The organism is Streptococcus caprae, from assembly GCF_042649745.1.
GTDB classification, from domain to species: Bacteria; Bacillota; Bacilli; order Lactobacillales; family Streptococcaceae; genus Streptococcus; species Streptococcus caprae.
Genome location: NZ_JBHRZV010000033.1, coordinates 30,682 through 53,934, shown reverse-complemented (window position 1 = coordinate 53,934; position 23,253 = coordinate 30,682). Strand labels below are relative to the sequence as shown.

18 protein-coding genes, 3 tRNA genes, 3 pseudogenes and 1 other annotated feature are annotated in these 23,253 nt (G+C 38.9%); of the genes and pseudogenes, 6 read left to right on the top strand and 18 right to left on the bottom strand.

What is annotated here, in order from left to right:
* Nucleotides 1-94: 94 nt before the first annotated feature.
* From ACFORF_RS05240 to ACFORF_RS05185, 12 genes and pseudogenes are all read right to left on the bottom strand, one after another.
* Nucleotides 95-349 (bottom strand): annotated as a pseudogene (locus ACFORF_RS05240) (TRCF domain-containing protein); the annotation flags it as partial.
* 56 nt (nt 350-405) lie between these two features.
* Nucleotides 406-1,002 (bottom strand): helix-turn-helix domain-containing protein, encoded by a 597-nt coding sequence (locus ACFORF_RS05235; protein ID WP_380426155.1) that lies wholly within the window; start codon nt 1,000-1,002, stop codon nt 406-408.
* A gap of 109 nt (nt 1,003-1,111) precedes the next feature.
* Complete coding sequence (gene mfd / locus ACFORF_RS05230) at nt 1,112-4,624, bottom strand: transcription-repair coupling factor (RefSeq protein WP_380426153.1); 3,513 nt, start codon at nt 4,622-4,624, stop codon at nt 1,112-1,114.
* Complete coding sequence (gene pth / locus ACFORF_RS05225; RefSeq protein ID WP_380426151.1) at nt 4,617-5,186, bottom strand: aminoacyl-tRNA hydrolase; 570 nt, start codon at nt 5,184-5,186, stop codon at nt 4,617-4,619. Before pth ends, mfd begins: the two co-directional genes overlap by 8 nt.
* Nucleotides 5,187-5,495: 309 nt before the next feature.
* Complete coding sequence (gene ychF, locus ACFORF_RS05220) at nt 5,496-6,611, bottom strand: redox-regulated ATPase YchF (protein WP_380426149.1); 1,116 nt, start codon at nt 6,609-6,611, stop codon at nt 5,496-5,498.
* A gap of 88 nt (nt 6,612-6,699) precedes the next feature.
* A complete protein-coding gene (locus ACFORF_RS05215) occupies nt 6,700-7,032 on the bottom strand; it encodes a helix-turn-helix domain-containing protein (RefSeq protein WP_380426147.1) in 333 nt (110 codons plus the stop codon).
* A 95-nt stretch (nt 7,033-7,127) separates the two neighbouring features.
* Nucleotides 7,128-7,325: a DUF951 domain-containing protein gene (locus ACFORF_RS05210; RefSeq protein ID WP_380426145.1), complete on the bottom strand. Its 198-nt coding sequence runs from the start codon at nt 7,323-7,325 to the stop codon at nt 7,128-7,130.
* Between the two features lie 9 nt (nt 7,326-7,334).
* Complete coding sequence (locus tag ACFORF_RS05205; RefSeq protein WP_380426143.1) at nt 7,335-8,216, bottom strand: diacylglycerol/lipid kinase family protein; 882 nt, start codon at nt 8,214-8,216, stop codon at nt 7,335-7,337.
* A 199-nt stretch (nt 8,217-8,415) separates the two neighbouring features.
* Entirely contained in the window at nt 8,416-9,552 is a 1,137-nt protein-coding gene (gene dnaN, locus ACFORF_RS05200) for a DNA polymerase III subunit beta (RefSeq protein ID WP_380426141.1), read from the bottom strand.
* Nucleotides 9,553-9,727: 175 nt separating this feature from the next.
* Nucleotides 9,728-11,098 carry a chromosomal replication initiator protein DnaA gene (gene dnaA, locus ACFORF_RS05195; RefSeq protein WP_380426139.1) on the bottom strand — a complete coding sequence of 457 codons (1,371 nt, stop codon included), beginning with the start codon at nt 11,096-11,098 and terminating at the stop codon, nt 9,728-9,730.
* Between the two features lie 302 nt (nt 11,099-11,400).
* Nucleotides 11,401-12,165, bottom strand: coding sequence for a ParB/RepB/Spo0J family partition protein (locus tag ACFORF_RS05190; RefSeq protein WP_380426137.1), 765 nt, complete (start codon nt 12,163-12,165; stop codon nt 11,401-11,403).
* A 73-nt stretch (nt 12,166-12,238) separates the two neighbouring features.
* Complete coding sequence (locus ACFORF_RS05185) at nt 12,239-13,462, bottom strand: S1C family serine protease (RefSeq protein ID WP_380426135.1); 1,224 nt, start codon at nt 13,460-13,462, stop codon at nt 12,239-12,241.
* 224 nt (nt 13,463-13,686) lie between these two features.
* Here ACFORF_RS05185 and rlmH point away from each other — a divergent pair, with 224 nt between their 5' ends.
* Nucleotides 13,687-14,166, top strand: coding sequence for a 23S rRNA (pseudouridine(1915)-N(3))-methyltransferase RlmH (gene rlmH, locus ACFORF_RS05180; protein ID WP_380426133.1), 480 nt, complete (start codon nt 13,687-13,689; stop codon nt 14,164-14,166).
* A gap of 34 nt (nt 14,167-14,200) precedes the next feature.
* On the opposite strand, the gene ACFORF_RS05175 is transcribed toward rlmH, so the two are convergent.
* The 3 genes and pseudogenes from ACFORF_RS05175 to ACFORF_RS05165 form a co-directional block, all read right to left on the bottom strand.
* A tRNA-Arg gene (locus ACFORF_RS05175) sits at nt 14,201-14,274 on the bottom strand.
* Nucleotides 14,275-14,671: 397 nt separating this feature from the next.
* A pseudogene (locus ACFORF_RS05170) lies at nt 14,672-15,094 on the bottom strand (IS30 family transposase); the annotation flags it as partial.
* Nucleotides 15,084-15,251: pseudogene (locus ACFORF_RS05165) on the bottom strand (helix-turn-helix domain-containing protein); the annotation flags it as partial. The pseudogenes ACFORF_RS05170 and ACFORF_RS05165, both read right to left, overlap by 11 nt.
* Before the next feature lie 210 nt (nt 15,252-15,461).
* Between ACFORF_RS05165 and ACFORF_RS05160 the strand changes: the two are divergent.
* Together ACFORF_RS05160 and ACFORF_RS05155 are read left to right on the top strand one after the other, a co-directional pair.
* Nucleotides 15,462-15,533: transfer RNA gene (locus ACFORF_RS05160), tRNA-Glu, on the top strand.
* A 31-nt stretch (nt 15,534-15,564) separates the two neighbouring features.
* Nucleotides 15,565-15,637 (top strand) — tRNA-Asn (locus tag ACFORF_RS05155).
* Between the two features lie 127 nt (nt 15,638-15,764).
* Here ACFORF_RS05155 and ACFORF_RS05150 read toward each other — a convergent pair.
* Nucleotides 15,765-17,384 (bottom strand): ATP-binding cassette domain-containing protein, encoded by a 1,620-nt coding sequence (locus ACFORF_RS05150; protein ID WP_380426132.1) that lies wholly within the window; start codon nt 17,382-17,384, stop codon nt 15,765-15,767.
* Nucleotides 17,385-17,519: 135 nt separating this feature from the next.
* Complete coding sequence (locus tag ACFORF_RS05145) at nt 17,520-18,395, bottom strand: YitT family protein (protein WP_380426130.1); 876 nt, start codon at nt 18,393-18,395, stop codon at nt 17,520-17,522.
* Between the two features lie 87 nt (nt 18,396-18,482).
* Nucleotides 18,483-18,711: a binding site (T-box leader), on the top strand.
* 78 nt (nt 18,712-18,789) lie between these two features.
* Between ACFORF_RS05145 and ACFORF_RS05140 the strand changes: the two genes are divergently transcribed.
* From ACFORF_RS05140 to guaB, 3 genes are all read left to right on the top strand, one after another.
* Entirely contained in the window at nt 18,790-19,317 is a 528-nt protein-coding gene (locus ACFORF_RS05140; protein ID WP_380426128.1) for a GNAT family N-acetyltransferase, read from the top strand.
* A gap of 41 nt (nt 19,318-19,358) precedes the next feature.
* Nucleotides 19,359-20,381 carry a tryptophan--tRNA ligase gene (trpS, locus tag ACFORF_RS05135; RefSeq protein WP_380426126.1) on the top strand — a complete coding sequence of 341 codons (1,023 nt, stop codon included), beginning with the start codon at nt 19,359-19,361 and terminating at the stop codon, nt 20,379-20,381.
* Between the two features lie 201 nt (nt 20,382-20,582).
* Entirely contained in the window at nt 20,583-22,064 is a 1,482-nt protein-coding gene (gene guaB, locus ACFORF_RS05130; protein ID WP_380426124.1) for an IMP dehydrogenase, read from the top strand.
* A 97-nt stretch (nt 22,065-22,161) separates the two neighbouring features.
* Here the strand turns inward: guaB and recF are convergent, their stop codons facing one another.
* Nucleotides 22,162-23,253, bottom strand: a complete 1,092-nt coding sequence (recF, locus tag ACFORF_RS05125; RefSeq protein WP_380426122.1) for a DNA replication/repair protein RecF — start codon at nt 23,251-23,253, stop codon at nt 22,162-22,164.

Sequence of the window (23,253 nt, the reverse complement as noted above, 5' to 3'; positions counted from 1 at the left end):
AGAAAAATTAAAAGGTATGACCCCTATGGAATTCAGGGAGTCATACCTTACTAACTAATATTCTTTTTTACACTGTCTATTTTAGACGGGGCTTGACAATTACACCAGATTTTTTTTCAACTGTCTCAACAAAAGATTGATCCAATAATGATTTTAACAGACCAATTTCGATCAAATAGGCTACCACATCAGGATATTAACCAAATCGGTCAATCAACTCATCTTGTAATTCTTGATAGTTGACACGATTGTCAATCTGCAAGCTGATTTCGGCATTGGATTTGCGACGTTTTTCTTACTTACCTTGCTTTTTCAAAATCGCTTCTTCTATGATTAGTTTGCTATACAAAAGAATTGAGTTCCAATATCTATTAGTAAAAAAGTGAGCCTGAGCCCACTTTTGGATCACTTATGAAAGAGAAATAGTGTTATTCCCACAACCAACAGCATAATGAGTATAAATACAGCACTAAAGGCAAGGACAATCCATACTTTCTGGTAGGGGTACTTAGCTTTTTCTTGTATTTTTTCTATCTCATCTAAGGTTTGACCTGTTGAAATCGCCACAATTTCCTTATAGGTTTGAACATCGTATGTTTTCTTAAACCGCTCAATCCGATAAGCTACATACAAGGTCGGAATAAACTGGGCAATTAGTAAAATAATCCCCAACCAATCTAGAAAATACAGTAAGGGAAAAGCAGTTACTGCTAGACTAAGCATCCCAATCAGCATCCACTTGGTATCCTTGTCAACTTGCACTAAATCTTCTTGACTGGCTACTATTACTTGTTTCATTTCTTCCACATCTCCTTTGATTAGATTGTCCAAGGAAACATCAAAATAGGTCGCTATCAAAAGTAAGCTGTTGATATCTGGATAGGTTTTACCACGTTCCCAATTGGAAATGGTTTGACGTGAAACATAGAGTTTTTCCGCCAACTCTTCCTGGGATAAGCCTTTTTCTGTCCGTAATGTCACCAGTCTATTTTGTAGTTGCATCTTGTGTCTCCTTGGCTATCTTCAGTCTAGCTCTTTTGCCATTAGTTTACCATACAAGGCTTTGGTCAGAGAAGATTTTTTATGTCAAAAGTCTTTGACAGGAAGGATTTTAGGGTTGTGATTTTTGAGTTTTACGCACTTTAATATCCTGTAAACTTTGTCCAAAAAGCAAAAGCTGTTCAAGGATGTCATAATCTTTCTTCTGCTTGACAGTAAAGGTAATTTCTATCTGTCCCTTGACTTCGCTAATACTTGCCTTGAGATTAGTTTTTGAGAGAGCTTCGAAATAATCTTGAGTTAAGAAGAACTGGCTAGAAGCCTTTTCAAAAAGGACACAAAGGCGGTCATTTTTTTTCTCAACAAGGGACACAAAGGCTTGGTCCATATAGGACTTAACCAGGCCAATTTCAAGAAGATAGGCTACCTGATCTGGATATTCTCCAAAGCGGTCAATCAACTCATCCTGGAGAGCTTCATAATCTGCTCTGCTATCTAACTCACGAATCCGCTTATAAATCTCAATTTTTTGACGTTCGTCATCAATATAATCACTCGGTAAGTAGGCGTCAATTTGAAGATTGAGTTCAGCATTCCCCTTGAGGCGTTTTGTCGTTTTACCTTGCTTAGCAGCAATGGCTTCCTGGAGAAGTTGCGAATAGAGTTCAAAACCAACTGAGTCAATAAAACCAGATTGAGAAGCTCCTAGAATGTTCCCAGCACCACGTATGGACAAATCACGCATGGCAATCTTAAAGCCAGATCCTAGTTCTGTAAAGCCCTTAATAGCATCCAAACGCTTTTCAGAAACCTCTGTAAGAACCTTATCAGGGCGATACATGAGGTAGGCATAGGCGATGCGATTGGACCGTCCAACCCGTCCACGAAGTTGATACAAGGTTGACAACCCCATGTAATCTGCATTCTCAATAAAAAGGGTGTTTACATTTGAAATATCAACTCCTGTTTCAATAATCGTCGTTGCAACTAGGACATCATATTCCCCATTAATGAAGTCAAAAAGGATATTCTCCATCTGGATTTCACTCATCTGACCATGAATATAGGTGATACGGGCTTCTGGAACCAATTCTGCTAGCTCTGCCATTTTCTTGTCAATAGTGTCAACCCTATTGTAAACATAGAAAACCTGCCCTCCCCTGTCAAGCTCCCGTAAAATCCCTTCCCGAACAAGACCTGGATTGGTTTCCATAACGTAGGTTTGGACTGGAAAACGATTGGTTGGAGGAGTTTCAATCACAGATAAATCACGAATGCCTAACATGGACATGTGAAGGGTGCGCGGGATTGGTGTTGCGGTCAGCGTTAGAACATCAACCTTGGTTTTGAGCTCTTTAAGTTTCTCCTTGTGTTTAACACCAAAACGTTGCTCCTCATCAATCACAATCAATCCCAAGTCAGCAAACTGAACATCTTTTGAAAGTAGACGGTGAGTACCAATAATGATGTCAATCTGTCCCTTGACAAGACTGTCAAGCGTCGATGCTTGTTCTGCCTTTGTTTGGAAACGACTCAATACCCCAACATTAACGGCAAAGTTTTCAAAGCGCGCCTTGAAGTTGTTGTAATGCTGTTGGGCGAGGACTGTCGTAGGAACCAAAACTGCCACTTGCTTGCCATCGTTAACAGCCTTAAAGGCCGCGCGCATGGCTACTTCAGTCTTACCGAATCCAACATCCCCAACCAGCAGACGGTCCATGGGACTGTCACTCTCCATTTCTTTTTTGATTTCTTTAATGGAGCGCAGTTGGTCATCAGTTTCTGCATAGGTAAAATCCTGATCAAACTCTTCTTGATTTTTATCATCTGGTGAAAAAGCAAAGCCCTTTAGTTGGCTACGTTCAGCATACAATTTAAGTAAGTCATCGGCAATATCCTCAACTTGACGGCTAACTTTTTGCTTGGCCTTTTGAAAACGGCCATCATTAAGTTTGTTAACCTTGGGCTCACGACCATCACTGGCCATATATTTAGACAGCAAATCAATCTGTTCAACTGGTATTGAAATGGTTGCACCATCCTGGTACTGAACTGTCAAATAATCACGGTGAACGCCTGAGATTTCAATGGTCTCCATCCCCATAAAACGACCAATTCCATGTACATGATGGACGACATAGTCACCTTTTTCAAGCTCATTGTAATCTTTGAGACGCTCAGCATTTGAAATGTTTTGCCGACGGATTTTGCGCTTGATTTTTTTATGGAAAATCTCACGTTCCGTAATCAGGGCAATTTTTTCATCCGCAAAATAAAATCCTGAAGACAAACTAGCTTGTACCAGTTGAGCCTGACCTTTCTGAACTTGGTTAGCCTGACCAATAGGTAAATCTAGGTCATATTCTCGCAAGGTTTCTTGTAATTTCTCCAAGGCTTGATGAGAATCTGCCTGTAAAACAACTGTTGCCTTCTGTTTGAGATAACGATTAACCTCATCAACCAGGAGTGGAAATTGATTAAAAAACTCCTGCATAGGGTATTGGGTAAACTGATGCATCTGAGCAAACGTTAAATTTCCCAGTCCCTTATGGAAATTAGAAAAGAAGGTCGCAGGCTGGTACTGCCTCAAATCGCGATAGGATTCTGCAAAATAGTTCAAACTTGACACAGCTTTACTTCTCTGTAAATCTTCTGTCAAGAGGTTAGCAACATCTAAATCAAAACGGGCATTCCGATCTAAAATCTTTTGAAAATCATCAAAGAAAATAGGAGTCCCTTTTGGTAAGTAATCCAACAGTCTGTAAGACTTGTCATAAAAGAAAGATAAAAATCTCCTAATATCCTTATGTTTAAACCCATCACGGGTAACAGAGATAACCTCTTCCAGATAAGAAGACAGCTCACCAGTTACTACTTTTTCTGCCTCTTCCAAGTCCTCTAATCCTCGCTTGAAGTCTTGAGGAGTTAAAATAACATCATCTGCAGGTGTAAAGCTAATCTTGTCAACAGTTTCAAGGGACTTCTGACTCTCAATATCAAAAGTACGAAGTCCATCAATCTCATCTCCAAAAAATTCCAAACGATAGGCTTGGTCTGCTATTAATTGATAAACATCTAAAATATCCCCGCGACGACTAAACTCCCCAGGATTGAGAACCTGAGACACACGCTCATATCCCATATTAACCAACATCTTGGTTAATTGCTCAGGAGCAAGTTCGTCACCAACTTCCAACTCAAAGTTGACAGAGTTGTATATATCAGGGTTGGGGAGCAAAATTCTAGTTCCAATAATACTGGTTACCAAAATTCCTTCTAAAGTATCATCTTGAAGAAAATTTAAGGCCTGTAAACGTGAATTGACACGATCAAGAGATGAAAAAATAAACTCAGTCGCTGCAACATCGTCTGCAAAAAATTGGTAGACAGACTCTTCCCCTAATAAATCAATCAAGTCAGCAGATAAGTGCTCACTCTCATTCTGGGTTGAGGTTATAACAAGGATTTTTCCACCTTGCTTACGATAGGCACTTGCAATAGCTAGAGCCTTGGAGGAACCCGAAAAGCCCATCACCAATTGACGGGAACTTTCTCTTATACTATCTGTCCAAGTTGACAATTTTTTATTGTGACCAAAGAGGTCCAGTAAGGTTTGTTTATCCATTAAAGTGTCTCATTGTATCTTCAAAGTCCTTGTGTTCTAAGTAATAATTGACAGCCTTGTCAACCTTATCGATAGTCTGGGTTATGATGATTGCATCATCTCCCTGAAAACGTCCTAAAACATGATTGATAACCGTCATGTTTGGAGCGGGGCGACCAATTCCAACCTTAACACGTTCAAAGTCCTGACTACCTATATGAGCTATAATAGATTTTATTCCATTATGTCCTCCAGCTGAACCCTTTTGACGGAAACGGATTTTACCGACCTCCATATCCAGGTCATCATAAATCACGATTAAATCTTTGATGTCAATATTGTAAAAGGCTAGTAAGGCTCTAACAGATAGGCCACTATTATTCATGTAGGTTGTCGGTTTGACTAAGTAAATCTTTTCTCCATTAACAAAAGTTGAGGCGATGAAAGCCTTGAAGGTTGTGTCCTCTGTAAAGCTAACTTGATACTGCTCTGCCATCCTATCAAGAACCATAAAACCGATATTATGGCGAGTTTGATCGTACTTACTCCCCACATTTCCCAAACCAACAATAAGTTTTACCATTTATTCCTCTTTCTCACTAAGGCGTAAAAGGAGAGTGAGACAAAAATCGGTAATTCGTCAGAATTCGATTTTGTCGTCTCACCTCCGCACCGTTGAGTAGAGCTGTGAAAGCTTATGAAATTAGCGTATTAGAGCTCACTCAGCAGTGGTTCATTGGTGCTTAAGCACCTAATGAACTGTGCAGGGGACTTTCTAAGTTGGTGAGGCCAGCAGAAAGGCTCCCAACCATTGCGTCCTGTTTATTTGTCGATAACAAGCAGACGAGGCTAGGACATTTGTCTCAGCCTCTTTTTTACTTTACTATTTTTCTTAAACATTAAAGCGGAATTCCATGATGTCTCCATCTTGGACAACGTACTCTTTTCCTTCTTCGCGGAGGCGACCTGCTTCTTTGACAGCTTTTTCGCTACCGTAGTGCATGAGGTCATCATAAGACATAGTCACTGCACGAATGAAGCCTTTTTCAAAGTCAGAGTGGATGATTCCAGCAGCTTGTGGTGCTTTGATGCCACGTTTGAAGGTCCAGGCACGGACTTCCTTTTCACCTGCTGTAAAGTAGGTGCCAAGGCCAAGCAGGTGATAGGCTGCACGGGTCAACTTGTCCACACCGGACTCTGTCAAGCCGATGGCTTCCAGGAACTCTGCCTTATCTTCATCCTCTAATTCAGAGATTTCTTCTTCTGCACGCGCCGAAATGACAACTACTTCTGCATTTTCTGTTGTAGCAAACTCACGAATTTTTTGGACATAGTCAATAGCGTCAGGCTCTGCTACCTTGTCCTCATCAACGTTGGCTACATACAAGACTGGCTTAGTGGTCAAGAGGAAGAGTTGTTTGACGATTTTTTGCTCATCATCTGTAAAGGTTACAGTACGAGCAGACCTACCATCTTCAAGGACTGGCTTGATTTTTTGTAAAATGTTGAACTCCGCAACAGAATCCTTGTCTTTCTGTGTACGGGCCATTTTTTCAACTCGGGCATAACGCTTGTTCACTGACTCTAAGTCAGCCAAAATCAATTCTAGGTTGATGGTTTCGATGTCCGCAATCGGATCGACAAAGGCATCTTCACGGCCTTGCTCACGCATGACATTCTCATCATCAAAAGCACGCACCACATGGACAATAGCGTCCACTTCACGGATGTTGGCCAGGAATTTATTGCCCAGACCCTCCCCACGAGAAGCGCCTTTCACGATACCGGCGATGTCGGTAAACTCGAAGGTCGTCGGTACCGTCTTTTTCGGTGTGATTAGCTCAGTCAACTTTTGCAGACGCTCATCTGGCACCTCCACCATGCCGACATTTGGGTCAATGGTCGCAAAGGGGTAGTTAGCAGCCTCTGCACCTGCTTTTGTAATTGCGTTAAAAAGAGTTGATTTACCGACGTTTGGAAGACCGACAATACCTGCTGTTAAAGCCATAATTTCTTTTCTCCATCTAAAAATTCAATCATGACTATTATAGCAGAAAATCAGCAAAAAAGCTTGCAAGGTGGGACATTTTTCATGATTAAAACCAGCGAGACATACTTAGTATCCCTAGAATTGGTAGGATAATCCAAGCATTTTCAGACAAAAAATCCCAAATATTAGTCTCCGAGCACTCAACTTCAACCACTTTCTCCATAATAATTGGCTCTGGCTTAACACCCGTCACCAGCTCGTCAAGGGTCACCTCAAAGATTGACGCTATCTTAACAAGGGTGTCAAGGTCAGGTGCCGTTTCACCGTTTTCCCACCGTGAGATGGCTTGACGCGAAAGATGGAGTTGATTGGCCAAATCATCTTGCGATAGACCTTTTTGATGACGGAAATCTTTTAATTGCTCTGCAAATTTGTTCATACTAGACCCTCGCTTTCTTTCCTCTAGTATAGCCCAAGTCCCATGAGCAAGCAAGAAACAAGAAAAGGAAGTTCGCAACAAAAGGTGGCGAATACTTAAAATTGTAGCACTTTCTTCATTTTTCTCTCAAAATCATGTCGGCTCATCATAACAATATGATCGCAGTTGGTGCATTTAATTTTAATGTCAGCTCCCAGACGGGTGATTTCCCAACAATTTGCCTTCTTGCCTGTCGACTTAATAGTGCAGGCATGCGGCTTTTTCATTTCCACAAGACTTCCAATTTGGTACATGAGAACTCCTTAATAATATAAATAACGGGTTTGACAGGTAAATGCGACTTCATGAATTTGAAAACTTTCGCCATCTATCTGTGCCAAAGAATTTTCAAGAACTCTAACTCCAACAGACTGACCTGTCTGAACAACTAGGTTAGGACTTTTGTGATGGTTATTGCATATAAGACTCAAAAGTGTCTTTACATTTCCAAACCAACCTCTATTTTTAGCATAGACAACTGTTAGATTGGATGTTGTCACATGACTTTCCGGCCAAATTGTAATACCGCCGCCAAAATATCGATTGTTGGCAATAGAAAAGAAAAAGAGATCATTCAGAATTTGTTCTTGACCATCTATTTCAAGCTGAATTGAGACCATTTTTGAGGAAAATAGGGCTCTAATTCCAAGGATGATGTAACTTAACCGTCCTAAACCTAGCAACTTAAGCAAATATTTTACTTTTGAACGCTCTGACAGGGCAATTGTCTTGGCAGCAAACCCTAAATCAAAACTATTCACCGCAACTCCTTGATCGCTTACCAGAAGATTTATAGGACGTTTTTTGGATAATAGCACGGCTGATATAACTGATTCTTGGGGTAAATCTCCCAATGATTTCGCAAAATCATTTCCTGATCCTGCTGCTAGGTAAGCAAAGGGTAGCTCCCTAGGCCAAAATTTTAGAACTTTTGAGAGTGTCCCATCTCCACCAATGATTAGAAATTGATCATATTTCTCATCAAATTTCTTCAAAATATCAGTGACAATTTTCTCTTCATCACCAATCTTTTTTGTTTCAAAAACTTTAAATACAACTTTGGGGTACTGTTCGTGTAAATCAGAAATTACCTGGACCGCTCTGCCATTACCCGATGAAGGATTAGATAAAATATAGACTGCCATAATCACATTATACCAAAAGGGAGTGGGAAAGAACTCCTAAAAGCCAAAAAAGTTCGTCTTCCCACTCCAGCATAGTTGAATAAGCTTGGTTCAGAGCGTAAAACGCGAACGAAATAGCCATTCAACTACTGCTTTAGAATGTTAAAACAAACTCTAGATGGCGAGATTAGACTTTATGCCCAGCCTCTAGGTATTGAATTTAGTTAGTCCGAACCGGCGTAATCAGTTGAATAAAGTCTTCTTGATTATCCGTTGGAGTTAGGGTAAATGGGCGTACTGGTGAAATAAATCGAATGGTAACCTTCTCAGACTTGATAGCCTTAAGGGCTTCAATTAAATAAGTTGGGTTAAAGCTAATGGTTAAATCTTGGCCGTTAATACTGTCCGTATCAATTTCTTCATTAACTTTACCAACCTCTGGAGAGTTAACATGTCCAGTCACACTTTTTGAAGTCATTTCAAGCTTAACGGTTCCGTTTTGCGTAGCGTTAGAGATAAGCTGGGCCCGTTCCATGGCTTGACGCAAACTTGCTGTTGTAAAGACAACCTCAGTTTCAAACTGACTGGATAAGAGACGATCGGTATCTGGGTAAATCCCTTCTAAAATCCGTGTGTAGAAAGAGATTGTTTCACTTCTAAAAAGCACTTGGCTATCTGAGAAGAAGACTTCAATAGTCTCCACATCATCTCCAAAAACGGCTGACAGTTCTCTGAGAGAACGACTTGGTAAGACCACATCAAAATTATCTGTAGCTTTGTCAAGAACTAGTTTACGCTGACTCATGCGGTGTGAATCTGTTGCAACAGCCTTGAAATTTTGATGATCTGTCAACATCAAGTGAACTCCTGTTAAAATCGGACGACTTTCTTGAGTTGAAGCAGCAAAGGCAGTTTCACTGATAATAGTTTTAAGAAGCTTAGTCTCAAGGACCAAAGGATTAGTTGTGACCATTTCTTGAAGTCGAGGATAGTGGTCAACTGATTTCCCTTTAAGGGTGATTTCTGACTTACCAGAAGTCAAGAGTACCTGCTCTTGTTCAATTTCTTCAAAATCAAGGACATAATCAGGAAGACTAGAAACAATGTTAATAAAGAAATTTGCTTCTAGTAAGATGGAACCTGGACTTGTAACAAGAAGGCCAGCATTTTCATTGGCAACTGTAATGGTATTTTCAATAGAAATTTGACCATTGGAACCTGTAAGGGTAATACCTTCACTGGTAACTTCAATTTTTAAACTGGATAAGATAGGAATGGCATTTTTTGAAGAGATAGCACGTTTAGTCGCATTTAAAGCTTGCAGAAAAACGGTTTTATTAATAGAAAACGAAATCATGGAAACTCCTTTTAAATTTGGTCGAAATGCTTATTATTTTATAAGTATTAGTTTAGTAGTAATAGTAGGTCTTGTGGATAAAGTGGAAAAGAGACTTAAAATGAGTTAGCTGTTGCAATTAGACTTGTTCACATCTTGTGGAAAAGTAGGGATATTTTTTAGAGTTTGTACACAACTATCGAATATTTGACTTGATAGTTTCAATTTCAATGCGAAGATTATTATCCTCTAAAACAGCATTTTTTATCTTGTTGTAAGCATGTAGCACTGTCGAATGATCTCTTCCACCAAATTCCTTACCAATTTTAGGTAAAGAATTATCAGTCATTTCTCGAGTTAAGAACATTGCTATCTGTCTGGCTAAAACAATATTTTGAGTTCGTTTAGTCCCCTTAATCTCTTTAACGGTTACTCCATAAAACTTAGCAACATGGGCTTGTATATCTTCAATAGGGATAATTGTAATTTTGGGAGTATCGTGTCGTCTAGCCCGAATAGCTTGGGCAACAATATCAACTGAGATATTGTCAATATTTTGAGTTCGAGCAATAAGGCTAATGTTTTTTAAGGCCCCTTCAAGTTCACGCACGTTAGAATCAAATTGGCCAGCAAGGTATTGAATAGCTTCTTGAGAAAAGTCAAAACTGTATTCTTCTAGTTTTTTTTGAATAATCGCAATGCGAGTTTCATAATCTGGCGGTGTAATATCTTGAGTTAATCCCCAAGAAAAGCGCGTGACTAGACGATCCTCAAGATCATTAAGTTGAGTTGGAGTCCGATCACTCGTCAGAACGATTTGTTTTTGATTACTATGTAAGGCATTGAAAGTATTGAAAAATTCTTCTTGAGTTGCTGCTAAGTGTCCTTTTGCTAATGATTGAATATCATCAATCAGAAGAACATCTAGATTACGGAACTTTTCTTTTAATTCTTCCATTTTTTGTAATCGAATGCTGGTAACAAATTCATTGATAAAATCTTCAGCAGATAGGTAAACAATGCGAGAATTAGGATTATTTTCTAGTATGCTATTCCCAATTGCATTCAGTAGGTGAGTTTTACCAAGTCCAGGTCCTCCCCAAATAAAGAAGGGATTGTACACTGTCCCAGGAGAGTCTGCAATTGCTAGAGCAGCTGAGAAGGCCCATTTATTTCCATCACCTTGGACAAAATTATCAAATCGGTATTTTTGATTGAGATTAGAATCAAAACGAGGTAATTGAACAGTATCGTTTATTTTAGTTATTGGTTGATTACTGATGCCTTGCTGTGTACTCTCTATGGTAATTGGAGTTTCTTGTAATTGAGAAACGTAATGAGGAATAATTTCTTGGTTATAGATTTCAAATCCAGCCATTAGCAAAATAGGTTTAAGATTTTTATCCCAAAAAATTTGTTTGACTTCATCGAGAAAAATCGTTGCCGTTTGATTTTCAATTTTGACAAGTTGAGCATCGAGGACATAGAAATCATAAATGGCTTGTTTCAATTCACTTTTAGCCAGTTCTAAAACACGATTCCAATAAGCATGTTCCTGATTGGTCATGAAATTCTCCCTATTTGTAATTTTATACTTTTTATGATCATGAAAAACAGAAAAAAACACATTAAAATTACTTTTTCTGCTAGTATTAGTTTTCCTATTTTATCATAAATTATAGAAGTTTTCCACAGGATGAAGATGGAATTTAAAAAATGCATTTTCCACAAGTGGATAAACTAAATCCACAATGTGAAAGGGAGTTTTCCACAATTTGTGAATAACTCCCTTAAACTTTGATTTTATAGGCTTTTTTATAAATGATCAATGTGGAAAACTAAAATGTGAAATTGTTATCTACTAACAGGCTAATTTAACTTGTCTATAATTCTGTTGAAATCATCAAGATTTGCAAAATTAATTTTTACAGTTCCACTTTTGGATTGAGTTAAAGAAATTGTAACAGGAAGTCCAAGTGATTGGCTGATTAGTTTTTCTTGTTCGGAGATAAAGATATTACTAGCTTTATAAGATGTTTGGGGTGTTTTTAAAAATTTATGTAGCTGTTTTACGGTGTAATTTGATTTTAAAATAGTTTGAAAGGCTTCTAACTGCTTCTCTTCACTATCAAGGCTTAAGAGTAGTCTTGCGTGCCCCTGACTAATTTCTGCTTGTTCAAGACTTTTTTTAATTGTAGCTGGTAAATTAAGAAGACGAAGGCTATTAGTAATGTATGGACGAGATTTTCCCATATATGTAGCTACTTCATCATGTGTGAGTTCCATTTTTTGAATGAGATTTTGGTAGGCCTTAGCTTCTTCAATTGGATTAAGGTCTGCTCTCTGAAGGTTCTCGATGATAGACTGCTTCATACTTTCATCGTTAGATAATTCTTTAATAATAGCAGGAATTTTTTCTAATCCAGCAAGTTGACAGGCTCTAAAACGCCTCTCTCCAGCAATCAATTCATAACCCAGAATAGGAGATTTTCTCACAATAATAGGTTGAATCAGACCATTTTCTATAATAGATTGAGCAAGCTCTGACAATTCTACAGGATCGAAATTTAAGCGAGGTTGGTAGGGATTAGGATGGATTTCTTTTATATTGAGTTCTTTGAGTTCTGGAGACATAATTTTCCTTACATAGATAATGATAAAAAATAGCTTTACATTATTGTAAAGCTATTTGACAGGACTTGTCAACCTATTCATTACTTGTCAGATCTTGAGACGTTTTTGTTAATTTAATCGTTGCCGTTTTCTTTTCTGTTCCACGGTAGAATGTAACTTTAATGCTATCACCGATACTGTGTTTGTATAAAATGCTTTGTAAATCACTAGCTGATGCAACTTCTTCACCATCAATTTCAGTAATGACATCATATTGTTCCAGGACACCGTCAGCTGGCATACCTGATTGAACTGAACCAACAACCACTCCATTTGTAACACTGGTTGGAATATTTAATTGTGACAGGGCACGAGTAGAAACTTCAGTTAGAGCAACCATAGAGATTCCAAGAGCTGGACGGGTTACAGAACCATTGGATTCAAGTTGATTAATAATAGAGACAACATCGTTAGATGGAATGGCGAATCCCATACCTTCTACTGATTCACTTTTAGATGTTGATGAAATTTTACTTGAGTTAATACCAATAACCTGTCCTTCAATATTGATTAGAGCTCCACCAGAGTTACCTGGGTTGATAGCTGCATCTGTTTGGATAGCGTTAGTTGAAACTGTTTGACCGCTTTCATTGGTCATAGTAACGGTACGACTAAGACTAGAAACAATACCTTGTGTTACTGAATTAGCATATTCAGAACCAAGTGGACTACCAATTGCGATTGCTGTTTCACCTACTGTTAGTTTATCAGAATCAGCAAATTCTGCTACTGTTTTTACATTTTCAGAAGAAATTTTAACAACTGCGATATCTGAATAGGTATCAGATCCCACCAATTCACCTGTAACTTTTGTGCCGTCTGATAATAGAATTTCAAGTTGTTCTGCTCCTTCTACAACGTGGGTATTCGTTACAAGATAAGCTGTATCACCATCAATTTTGTAAAGAACACCAGAGCCTTCACTAGCAACAGCTAATTCAGAATCATCACTATTTTCTTGAGAGGAATTATCTCTACCACCAAATATTTGACTATAGGCATCTGATAAAGAATTTGAACTTGATACGTTTTGATAATTGAGAACTGATACAACTGCATCTTGGACTTTAGATACTGCTTCAGTTGTTGAAGTTGAATTTTTATAGCTGACAGCACTGGTACTAGTTGTATTGCTACTTGTACTTGTTCCACCAACTAGACTAGAATTTAGGACAATCAGTGAAGCGATAAGGCCACCGAGGAAACCAATGACTAGTACAGCAATCCATTTGATACTATTTTTTAATTTTTGAATCATATAAAATTGTAACCTCCGTTAATATATGGACGTATTTTAAAATTACTCTCTTAATTATACCTTAAATCAATAAAAAATAAAATAATCCACAGGTTGTGGAAAACTTTGATTATTTTGATGAAAGTAGTTCTATAATGACTATGACAGTCATTCAAACACCAATAGTAAACATTACATTATATGAATAATTGTTAAGATATTTAAGAATGTGCTATACTAGGATCATGAAAGTCAATCTTATCACAGTAGGAAAACTTAAGGAAAAATATTTAAAAGATGGCATTGCAGAATATACTAAACGTATGGGGCGCTTTGCCAAAATCAATCATATCGAAGTTTCGGATGAGAAAACTCCAGACTCAGCATCAGAGTTGGAAAATCAAAAAATTATGGAAAAGGAAGCAGAGAGAATCCTTGCAAAGATAGGGGACCGAGATTTTGTTGTCGTACTCGCTGTTGAGGGGCAACAATTTTCATCTGAAGAATTTTCAAAAAAACTAGCAGATGCCACTTTGAATGGTTTTTCAGCTATTACTTTTATAATCGGTGGCAGTTTAGGACTAGCTTCTCAAGTTAAAAAACGCGCAAATCTTTTAATAAGTTTTGGTAAGCTGACCTTGCCCCATCAACTAATGAGATTGGTTCTTATGGAACAAATCTACAGAGCTTTTATGATTCAACAAGGAAGTCCATATCACAAATAAAAAAACTAGGACATATAATCCTAGCTTTTTTATTTGATTCCAGCAGGATTCGAACCTGCGACCGTTCGCTTAGAAGGCGAATGCTCTATCCAGCTGAGCTATGGAACCCTTTTAGCTTTATCATTCTATCAAAAAATACTACTTAGGTCAAGATGGAGTCTTAGTCAAAAAAAATACTGATAAGGCATAAAAATTTCGGTTAATTCTCAAAGTAAGTTCTAGTTCAATTTTAACTGGAATTTAGTCTGAGAAATTTAGTGAAACTAACAGGATTTAGTCTCAGACTAAGTTCTGTTTTTTCATTAGTCCTGATGAGAGCAGGGGAAAATTAACCTGTCCTTCTTCATTTTAGGCATACTGAAATCACTTGCTCTGAGGGTGTCTCACAGTAAGTTCTAGTTGTCTGGAATTTCGGATGGGACAAGTTCCTTTCTAAAATGTATGTGGTTTTGCTTGGTTAGACTTACAGTTGATGAGCTAAAAGTCGAGGTGCTTGGCAGACGTCTTATGATTGGATTTTTGAAATGCCGAGAAGTCGAGCAATTTCTTCATTGTACATGAAGCTAAAGAGCTCGTAGGTTGATTTTCCGTTCAGAGCAATGCGCTTGACGCTGTTAATGTGCGAACAGACAAGGTTAATGTCTTCCTGTGTTAAGGTGTCAAATGAGGTTCCCTTAGGCAGGATATCCTGAATGAGCGTATGATTTTTCTCAATCTTTGCTTTCTAGTCAGAGCGGTTAGGGTCGCAGAAGAAGAGCTTAGACTCGCCACGGACATCAATTTCACTGTCATCCACACGAGCGAACTCGCCACCATTGTCTGTGAGAATAACAGGGAAAATCTCAAAGAAGTCCTTGTCTGCCTCAAATAAATCAGTCTTGATGATTTGGAGATGCTTGGGGACTTCTATTGTCGTCTTGTTGCCTAACGAGTCCTCGTTTGATTTCGTTGTTAATCGTTTGCGGGGCTTTTCCAAGTAAAGCGGCAATCTGACGATGACTGATTCCTTCAGATTTCCATCGTTCAATCAAACGACGTTCTGTTAGTGTTAAATGTTTGCCTTTTGTAGTATAATGGTTTTGCATCTCAGAGTTCCTTTTAATGTGTTTGTGGTGAACTACATTATATCTCTCTGGGATGTTTTTTCATACTCTCAACTGGCTAACTTCATTTTAGAACTTTCAACTTACTTTGAGAATTAACAGAATAAAAATTTCTTGAGCAAAAGTATAGACAAAGAAAAAATTTCTGCTATAATTATAAGAGTGTTGAAGGAAGTTATTCCTAAACCTACTGGTCCGTTGGTCAAGGGGTTAAGACACCGCCTTTTCACGGCGGTAACACGGGTTCGAATCCCGTACGGACTATTTTACGGACTGCTTGGCAGTCTTTTATTTTTCCGCCATAGCTCAGTTGGTAGAGCGCATGACTGTTAATCATGATGTCACAGGTTCGAGCCCTGTTGGCGGAGTAAAGTAAGTGAGTGAGGTTAAATATTAATCTCACTTTTGTATTATTGATATCAACATCAATAAAATGGCTAGCGACTATAAAATTAAAATGGCAAAAAAACGAACCAATTCGGCTCGTTTTTTGATTTATTTCCAAAGTTCTTTAACTTTTGCTTGAACTTCTGCATTTTCAAGGAATTCATCGTAGGTTTCGTCAATACGATCAATCACCCCATTTTTAGAGATAACAACGATATGGTTGGCGATGGTTTGAATAAATTCGTGGTCGTGACTGGCAAAGATAACAGATTCTTTAAAGTCTTTCACCCCGTCGTTGAGGCTTGAGATAGATTCCAAGTCCAAGTGATTTGTAGGATCATCTAGCAACAAGACATTTGATTTGAGGAGCATGAGTTTAGAGAGCATGACACGAACTTTTTCGCCTCCTGAGAGCACGTTTACAGATTTCTTAACCTCATCTCCAGAGAAAAGCATGCGACCTAAGAATCCACGCAAGAAGGTATCGTCATCTTCTCCTTTTTCAGCGAATTGACGAAGCCATTCAAGAATGGTTTCACCAGACTCAAAATCACGGGTATTGTCTTTTGGCAAGTAAGATTGAGAGGTTGTCACACCCCACTTGATGGTTCCTTCGTAGTCGATGTCTCCTGCAAGGGCACGAATTAATGCAGTTGTCTGAATATCATTTTCACCGATGATAGCAGCCTTATCACCTGGACGGAGAATAAAACTGATATTGTCAATGATTTTTTCACCATCAATCGTGACAGAAAGATTTTCAACAGTTAAAAGGTCATTACCGATTTCACGTTCTGCCTTGAAGTTGATAAATGGATACTTACGGCTTGAAGGCACGATTTCTTCCAATTCAATCTTGTCCAACATTTTTTTACGTGACGTTGCTTGCTTCGATTTTGAAGCGTTAGCAGAGAATCGAGCGATGAAATCTTGGAGTTCTTTGATTTTTTCTTCGGCCTTAGCATTGCGGTCAGATTGGAGACGTGCAGCAAGCTCAGAAGATTGTTTCCAAAAGTCATAGTTACCAACATAGAGCTTAATTTTACCGAAGTCGAGGTCAGCCATGTGGGTACACACCTTGTTGAGGAAGTGACGGTCATGGGATACGACAATAACGGTATTATCAAAATCAATGAGGAAATTTTCCAACCAAGCAATTGACTGAATATCAAGACCGTTGGTTGGCTCGTCCAGGAGGAGAACATCTGGTTTACCAAAGAGGGCCTTGGCTAAGAGAACCTTGACCTTATCACCGTTTGCGAGTTCACTCATATTTTGGTAGTGAAGATCCTCAGCAATATATAGGTTCTGTAAGAGTTGTGAGGCCTCGCTCTCTGCTTCCCAACCACCAAGTTCAGCAAATTCTCCCTCTAATTCGGCAGCACGGACTCCATCTTCATCTGAGAAATCTTCTTTCATGTAGATGGCGTCTTTTTCTTTCATGATGGCGTAAAGCTTTTCATTTCCCATGATAACGACATCAATCACGCGCTCGTCCTCGTAGTCAAAGTGATTTTGACGAAGAACAGAAAGTCGCTCGTCAGGTCCTAAAGAGATATGTCCTGTTGACGGTTCAATATCACCTGACAAGATTTTTAAAAAGGTTGATTTACCAGCACCATTGGCACCGATTAAACCATAAGTATTTCCTGGTGTAAAGGCAATGTTAACATCGTCAAAAAGTTTGCGGTCACTGAAACGTAGAGATACGTCTGATACTGTAAGCATGTTTTCTCCTAAAAATAGTAATTGTAAATCTATTGTCAACTTAATTGACATATCTGTAAAGATGATAAAAGTTTTATCAAAACTGATGAGATACCTCTTTATTTTACTAGAAAAATAAAGGTTTTTCAAGCAGTATCACATTGGTAAAAGATAGTCATCATCGTTGTGTTGAAGATGTTTATGGAGGCTAAAACCACGTCCGAGAACTTGATTAGCTGGCATAACAACCATGAAGGCAGTCGGGTCAATTTCAAGAATAGCCGTTTGAATGCGTTGTAATTCAAAGGTAGCAATGGTCAGCATAAGCATGCGTTTATCTTGGCCAGTATAACCACCAAATACAGGTAATTCGGTGACACCACGATCGGCATCCTTAGTAATGTACTCTTTGATACGAAGGTGCTTTTGTGAAATAATCATAATATTTCGTGAAGATTGAGTGCCGGCTATCATAGTGTCAACAACGAAACCTATAATCAATAAGGAAATGATGGAATAGAGAACGCCATCTACATCATGAAAGGCAATCAATCCAGTGAGTACGACTAAGCCATCAACTACAGTCATAATAAATCCGAGGGACAGAGGAGTATATTTTTCAATAATTTTAATAGGAATACTGGTTCCTCCAGTTGAAGAGTTCCCTATAAAGACAAGTCCCAGTCCTATTCCTAAAACAATAGCTCCAAAGACTGCTCCAAGAAGTTGATTATGGGTGAAGGTCGGTACTTTTGCAGTTAGTTGGATAAAAATAGGAAATAACCAGGATCCATAAAGGGTTGAGATAAAAACAGTTTTTCCGAGGAAAAAATAGCATAGAATAAGTAAGGGAATATTAATAGCTAGGGCGATAATTCCCCTGTCCCAGCCAAACATGGCTGCAAAACTGACGGCCAAACCACCAACTCCTCCAGAGACAATGTTGTTAGCAGCCATAAAACCGTTAATTCCGATTGCTGCTAGAAAGCAACCAAGGGTTACAAGTAGATAATCCTTTAATTTTGTTTTCATGAGAATACCTTTCTTATCATCTATCGTGTTCTATTATCGCTTATTGACTTGACGTCGTCAAGACTTGACTTTCAAAGGTGTCAAGGCTATAATAAAAACAATCAGAAAAGTAAATTATGGTGCATTTTTAGAGAGCTTATGGTTGCTGAAAATAAGCAGTGCGAGTAGTTGAAATGGGCTGATGTTTCACGTGAAACAAACACATACGTTTCAGGTTTAGCACCCCTTATTGTGCTGTAAAGAGAGTGTGTCAATCAGTTTGACAGTTACATTCTAAATTGAGGTGGTACCGTGTTAGTCAATTAACGCCCTCACGCTAGTTTTTGCGTGGGGATTTTTTGTGTAAAGGAGGAGGAATAGTGAAAAATATCTACCGTAAACTAATGGATTATCGGTGATTGAAACTGAAAGACTACTCCTGCGTCCGGTTACCTTACAGGATGCAGAAGAGATGTTTTCCTATGCTTCTGATGAAGAAAATGTGCGTTGGACTTTTGCGGCCAATCAATCGCTGGATGAAACCAAAAATATTATTGCTAGCATCTATTTAGCCAGTTCGCTTGGACGCTGGGGGATTGAGCTGAAAAAAACTGGACAGTTTATCGGAACCTTAGACATGCACAAAATTGTTGAAGCGGTTGGTCGAGCAGAATTTGGATATACACTTGATAAACAATTCTGGAATCAAGGCTACATGACAGAAGCAGCAAAAGCCTTTATCCAAGTTTTTTTCGAAGAACTGGAGATGAACTGTTTAGTGGCTAGACATGATAAGGATAATCCAGCATCAGGGCGCGTGATGCAAAAAGCTGGCATGAGGCTTAGCCACGAAGAACCCTATGCCAAGATAGACAAAAAAGAACCTGGACGCATTGTCACGATGACGCACTATGTTCTTACCAAAGAAGAGTATTTTAAATAGAAACTTGACACTGATGTCAATGTATTGTAAAGGAGAAAAGAATGACAAAACCAATTATCTTGACAGGAGATCGTCCGACTGGAAAGTTGCACTTAGGACACTATATTGGTAGTTTGAAAAATCGCGTTCGCTTGCAAAACGAAGGTAACCATGACCTGTTTGTCTTTCTAGCAGACCAGCAGGCACTGACGGACCATGCCAAGGAATCTGCAATTATCAAGGAATCGATTGGTAATGTGGCACTTGATTACTTATCTGTTGGCCTCGACCCGACCAAGTCAACAATTTTCATCCAAAGTCAGATTCCTGAGTTGGCTGAGTTGACCATGTACTACCTCAACTTGGTTTCTGTGTCTCGTTTGGAACGTAATCCAACCGTTAAAACAGAGATTGCCCAAAAAGGCTTTGGCGAGTCCATTCCATCTGGTTTCTTAGTTTATCCAGTCTCACAAGCTGCTGATATTACAGCTTTCAAGGCCAATTTAGTGCCGGTTGGAAATGACCAAAAACCAATGATTGAGCAGACGCGTGAGATTGTTCGTAGTTTCAATCACACTTATAATTGTGATGTTTTGGTTGAACCAGAAGGTCTCTACCCTGAGAATGAAAAAGCAGGCCGCCTGCCAGGTCTGGACGGCAATGCTAAAATGTCCAAATCCCTTGGTAATGGGATTTATCTCTCAGATGATGCGGATACCGTCCGTAAAAAAGTCATGAGCATGTACACAGACCCAAATCATATCCGTGTTGAAGATCCAGGCCAAATCGAAGGCAATATGGTCTTTACTTATCTAGATATTTTTGGGACATCAGAAGATGCACCAACGATTGCTGAGATGAAAGAACATTATCAACGTGGCGGACTTGGCGATGTGAAAACCAAGCGCTACTTGCTGGAAGTTCTAGAACGGGAATTGGCTCCAATCCGTGAGCGTCGTTTGGAATATGCCAAGGACATGGGAGAGGTCTTCCGTATGTTAGAAAAAGGAAGCGAAGCCGCTCGCCAGGTTGCTGGACAAACCCTGTCAGAAGTAAAGGCAGCAATGGGAATCAATTATTTCTGAGATAATAAAACTTTAAATACGTACAAAATAAAATTAAATTATTTTTTTGTACGTATTTTAATTATTTGTTGTGACAAAATTTTCTGAATTCTAACTTTAAAAAGTTAAGGACGAATTTTCTTGACAAAATCTTTTAAAGTGTTATCATATGTAAAATACAAGAGACCCTTGGGTCAAAAAATAGAAAAGAGGAACAAATCAATGTCAAATTGGGACACTAAATTTTTGAAAAAAGGATTCACCTTTGATGATGTCTTGCTCATCCCAGCAGAAAGCCATGTCTTGCCAAACGAAGTTAATCTGCAAACGAAACTGGCTGATAATTTGACACTGAATATTCCTATTATTACCGCTGCCATGGATACCGTTACAGACAGTAAGATGGCTATTGCCATTGCTCGTGCTGGGGGACTTGGGGTTGTTCATAAAAATATGTCCATTGCAGAGCAGGCTGAAGAAGTTCGCAAGGTTAAACGCTCTGAAAATGGGGTAATCATTGATCCATTCTTCTTGACACCAGAGAGCAAGGTCCAAGAGGCTGAAGACTTGATGGCAACTTATCGTATTTCAGGTGTACCAATTGTTGAGACAATGGAAAATCGCAAGCTAGTCGGAATCATCACCAACCGTGACATGCGTTTCATCTCTGACTACAACTCCTTGATTTCAGAACATATGACCTCTGAAAAATTGGTTACAGCTCCTGTTGGGACTGATTTAGAAACAGCAGAGCGTATTCTTCACGAACACCGTATTGAAAAATTACCTTTAGTAGATGATAACGGTCGTTTGGCTGGGCTCATAACTATTAAGGATATTGAAAAAGTCATTGAATTTCCAAATGCTGCCAAGGATGAGTTTGGACGTCTCTTGGTTGCTGCCGCAGTCGGTGTAACTTCAGATACCTTTGATCGTGCCCGTGCCCTCTTTGAAGCAGGTGCTGATGCGATTGTTATTGATACTGCCCATGGACATTCAGCAGGAGTTCTCCGTAAAATTGCTGAAATTCGTGCTACTTTCCCAGATAAAACCTTGATTGCAGGTAACATCGCTACTGCTGAAGGAGCGCGTGCTCTTTACGATGCGGGAGTTGATGTGGTGAAAGTAGGGATTGGTCCTGGTTCAATCTGTACAACTCGTGTGGTAGCTGGTGTTGGTGTCCCTCAAGTTACAGCTATCTATGATGCAGCTGCTGTAGCGCGTGAGTATGGAAAAACTATCATTGCAGATGGTGGTATCAAATACTCAGGTGACATTGTCAAAGCCCTTGCTGCTGGTGGAAATGCGGTTATGCTTGGATCTATGTTTGCTGGAACAGACGAAGCACCTGGTGAAACAGAAATTTTCCAAGGTCGTAAGTTTAAAACCTATCGCGGAATGGGTTCTATTGCAGCCATGAAAAAAGGTTCTAGCGACCGCTATTTCCAAGGTTCTGTTAATGAAGCTAACAAGCTGGTTCCAGAAGGAATTGAAGGTCGCGTTGCCTATAAGGGTGCAGCTAGCGATATCGTTTTCCAAATGTTAGGTGGTATTCGTTCAGGTATGGGTTATGTTGGAGCGGCAGATATTAAAGAACTCCACGATAATGCTCAGTTTATTGAAATGTCTGGTGCAGGCTTGATTGAAAGTCACCCACATGATGTTCAAATCACTAACGAAGCTCCAAACTACTCTGTAAAATAAAATAGTTACGCAAAATGCCTCTAAATCTAATTTAGAGGCATTTTATATATGTGCAAACATGAATTGACACTTTTGTAAATCCACATTTACAAAAGTGTCAATTCTCTATAACCACACCTGCTTCAATGCTGAAGTGCTTGATTTCATTTGGAAGTTTACTGAGGTGATCAAGTGAGGTAGTCGTGATGAAGGTCTGAACCTTGTCTGTGATACTTTCTAAAAGTTTAGTTTGACGATGATTGTCAAGTTCTGACATGACATCGTCAAGCAAGAGAATAGGATAGTCACCTGTAGTCTGTTTAATCAGCTCAATTTCAGCCATTTTTAGAGATAGGATAAGGCTACGATGTTGTCCTTGACTGGCAAAGTTAGCATCCATGTCATTGATAAAAAAAGCTAAGTCATCCCGATGTGGACCGACCCCAGTGTTTTTTTTGAAGATATCACGTTGTCTTGATTTTTCTAGTTGATTGACAAATGCTTGACGTAAATTTACACCTTCTGTCAATTTTACAGAAGACAGATATTCAATACGAATATGTTCCAGTTTATTGGAAATATTATGATGGTGCTTGTCAGCCTCAATCTGTAAATCTTTGATGAACTGTAAACGGTGTTCCATAACTCGACTACCAAAATCCGCTAATTGTTCATCGAGTACAGATAGAAAAATAGTGTCAACTTTGTCTGTTGATTTTAAGTAACTATTACGTTGTTTTAGAACATGATTATAACTTGACAGGTCTGACAAGTATAGGGTCTTGATCTGCCCCAAATCAATATCAATAAATTTACGTCTCAAACTAGGAGATCCCTTGATAAGTTGTAAATCTTCAGGGGCAAAGAGAACTACTGTCATCGTCCCGATATAATCTGATAGTTTAGCTTGTTTGAGATGATTGACCTTAGTAACTCTTCCCTTATCTGTCAAGATAATGTCAAGGGGAACTTTACTGTTTGATTTATGGAGTAAGCCGGAGAGGCTAACATCTTTTTCTGTAAAATTGATAAGATCTTTATCAGATCGTGTTCTGTGACTCCGTGTTAAGGATAGGAAGTAAATAGATTCAAGGAGATTGGTCTTTCCTTGAGCATTCTGACCAACAAAGACATTAATCCCTGGAGCAAATTCAATATCAAGATTCTTATAGTTTCGGTAATGGTGTAAACTCAGTCTTTCTAACCACAT